General features: G+C 73.1%; 4 protein-coding genes. 2 read left to right on the forward strand and 2 right to left on the reverse strand.

Annotation, left to right across the window (positions count from 1 at the left end; translation table 11 throughout):
* Positions 1 to 98 precede the first annotated feature (98 nt).
* Together E0D90_RS24865 and E0D90_RS24870 are read left to right on the forward strand one after the other, a co-directional pair.
* The gene (locus E0D90_RS24865) at positions 99 to 947 is read left to right on the forward strand and encodes an SAM-dependent methyltransferase (RefSeq protein WP_130800180.1); all 849 of its coding nucleotides are present in this window, start codon (positions 99 to 101) and stop codon (positions 945 to 947) included.
* Complete coding sequence (locus E0D90_RS24870; protein ID WP_130800181.1) at positions 947 to 1,228, forward strand: hypothetical protein; 282 nt, start codon at positions 947 to 949, stop codon at positions 1,226 to 1,228. The genes E0D90_RS24865 and E0D90_RS24870 overlap by 1 nt, the downstream gene beginning before the upstream one ends.
* Before the next feature lie 24 nt (positions 1,229 to 1,252).
* On the opposite strand, the gene E0D90_RS24875 is transcribed toward E0D90_RS24870, so the two are convergent.
* The gene (locus tag E0D90_RS24875; protein WP_130800182.1) at positions 1,253 to 1,624 is read right to left on the reverse strand and encodes a hypothetical protein; all 372 of its coding nucleotides are present in this window, start codon (positions 1,622 to 1,624) and stop codon (positions 1,253 to 1,255) included.
* A complete protein-coding gene (locus E0D90_RS24880) occupies positions 1,621 to 2,160 on the reverse strand; it encodes a hypothetical protein (protein WP_130800183.1) in 540 nt (179 codons plus the stop codon). Before E0D90_RS24880 ends, E0D90_RS24875 begins: the two co-directional genes overlap by 4 nt.
* Between the last annotated feature and the right edge of the window lie 508 nt (positions 2,161 to 2,668).

A 2,668-nucleotide genomic window follows, 5' to 3' on the forward strand; every position in this document is an offset into this window, starting at 1 on the left:
TCCGTCAGGAGGGCCTGCTGTGCGGCCCGTGCGGGGCCGTGGCGGGCCCAGGCGAGCAGGACAGCCGCCGGCCCCGTTCCCGAGGAGAGGTTCCGCCCGTGACCCAGCAGCCGACCGACGACACCCCCGACGCGCCGACGCCCCGCCCCCCGCGCGGCTCGAAGATTGACACGACCACACCGCATTCCGCCCGCGTTTGGAATTACTGGCTCGGAGGCCAGGACCATTACCCCGTGGACCGAGAGGTGGGCGATGCCTACCGAAAGCAGTTCCCCGGGATCGACGCCATCGCGAAAGCGTCCCGCGAATTCCTGGCCCGGGCTGTCCGGTATCTCGTTCAGGACGGCGGTATCCGCCAGTTTCTCGACGTCGGCACGGGGTTGCCCACCCACGACAACACCCACCAGATCGCGCAGCGGTACGCGCCCGACGCCCGCATCGTCTACGTCGACCACGACCCGCTGGTCCTCCTGCACGCCGAAGCGCTGCTCACCTCCACGCCCCAGGGGTCCACCACCTATCTGGAGGCCGACCTCCACGATCCGGCCGCGGTCCTCGCCGGTGCCCTCACCCCCGTCGGCCCGCTCTCGCGTGCCGCCCCGATCGCCCTGATCCTCTCCGACGTCCTCGGCCACGTCCCGGACCACGACACCGCCCGCGACGTCGTCCGCCGCCTGGTCGACGGCCTCCCGCCCGGCAGCTACCTGATGATCTGCCACGGCACCACCGAGAGCCCAGACGCCGCCCTCGCAGCCCAGGACGCCTACAACAGCTCCGGCGCGATCCCCTACATCCCGCGCACCCGCGACCAGATCCGCGACCTGTTCGGCGGCCTGGAGCTGGTCGCGCCCGGCCTGGTCCCGGTCCCGGACTGGAGGCCGGCCATAGGGCCCGCCGCCATCACACCCGGCGCCGGCCTCGGCGCCATCGCCCGCATCCCCCGCTGATGGGCTGGCGCCGCCGCCCCGCCCGGGCACTGACGCAGCACGACATCGCCGCAATGCTGATCGATGTGCTGGAGCTGGCGGGTGCGCACGGGCTGGACCCCTACCCCGTGGGAGACCCGGAGCTGATCGGCGTAGCCGTGCCGGAGTACGGCACCCTCGGGGTCCTCCTGGGAGAGGGGGAGGCCGGTGTCGCTGTCGTGTGGAATCCGGAGTCCGAGTGCTGGGACACCTGGCCTGGAGCGTGGGGGATGCCCATCCCCGGCCCGGACAGCGTGAGCTGACACCCCGCCCGGGCCGCGCCTACCTCAGCCGCGCACGGCCCGGGCGAGTTCGCCGAGCACGGCCAGGACCTCACGCGGGGCGGCGCCCTCGTCGATCGCGTACCCGCCGGCCCGGATCGCGTGCGCGAGCGGCACGACCCACCAGTCCCGCGTCTCCGGCGCACCAGGATCCATCGCCATCGGCACGCGGTCCGCGATCACCCGCAGCGCCTCCGCGAGCGCCCGCGGGCCGTCCTCGGCGCGCAGCTGCTCGACGGCCGCGACGGCAGCGAGTTCGGTGTCCCGGATCGGCCACCCGGCCGGGCCCGCGTACTGGCCGCCGGCCTCGGCCACCACCTCCCGCAGCCACCCCAGCACCCGCTCCGGTTCCCGCCCGACAGGGCCGTCGCCGGTCACGACAGGCCCCCCGTGACAGCGGCCGACACCACATCCGGCACCCACCGCACCGGGGCGAGCGCGGAGTCCAGGCGCTCCCCGCCATCCGGCAGGTTCACCGCCTCCCACTCCTCTATCCGTTCCTCCCACACCCGCCGCTGCGCCTCCTGGCCGCCCAGTGCGAGCACTGCCGGGTCGTTCTGGTTGGGCCAGTCCACCGGCCCGGCCTCCCACTTCGTCACCGCCCGCTCCGCGGTCGGCGCCAGCGGCCGGACCGCCGCCGCCCACGCGGTCAGCAGCCGCACCATCGGCGCATCCGCAGGCGCCGTGGCCGTCGCGAGCAGCCGCTCCGTCGCCGCACCGGCCCCGGCCACCGCGACCAGGTGCTGGAGCAGCCGCGGCCCGTACGCCTGCCGGGGCGGTTCCGGCCGCACCGGCGGGTCCAGCGCGAGCCACTCGGCGCCCAGCACCGCCTCGACCTCGGTCGGCACCCACGCGCCGGACCGCAGCGCAGCGGACAGCCCCGCCAGCCCCGGCAGCTCGTCGTCGTCTCTCACCGCGCCAGGCTACGGCTCCTGATCCTCACCATGGAGCGGCAGCACCGGCCGGCACTCCGGGCAGGGGTGCGCACGGTCGCCCATGTCCCGCACGGTGTTCGGCTCTCTGCGATATCGCCCATGGTCTGCCTCCCCATCTCTCAGCACTGACGGTACGCCGTGGACGCCGCTCCGGTGGTACGGATCGCCAAATCGGATCACGCTCCGAAGCCAATCGAATTCGCGGGACGCACATCCCCGCAAGAAATCGAATTCGACTCAGGCGAAATATCCGCACCGTCAGAGAGCCTTTATTTGGAATGGAGAAATTCATCGATCCGGCTTCCCAGGCGACCGGGGGTGCCCCGGCCGCAGCCCAAAGCACACACAGCATCACGGGCGTGATGCACATGCTTGATGCACGCTGGCCGAAAGGTGACGCGCCATCACCCAGCGCCCCTGGATGACTGTTCCGGCCCGGACCCTGGGGCGCCCCAGGGTCCGGGCCGGAACAGTCATCCAGGGGCGC

The organism is Streptomyces otsuchiensis (assembly GCF_004305975.1).
GTDB lineage: Bacteria > Actinomycetota > Actinomycetes > Streptomycetales > Streptomycetaceae > Streptomyces > Streptomyces otsuchiensis.

What these genes read in the sequence shown, in the direction of transcription:
- E0D90_RS24870 (WP_130800181.1), top strand. Translation starts at nt 947, where the DNA reads ATGGGCTGGCGCCGCCGCCCCGCCCGGGCACTGACGCAGCACGACATC.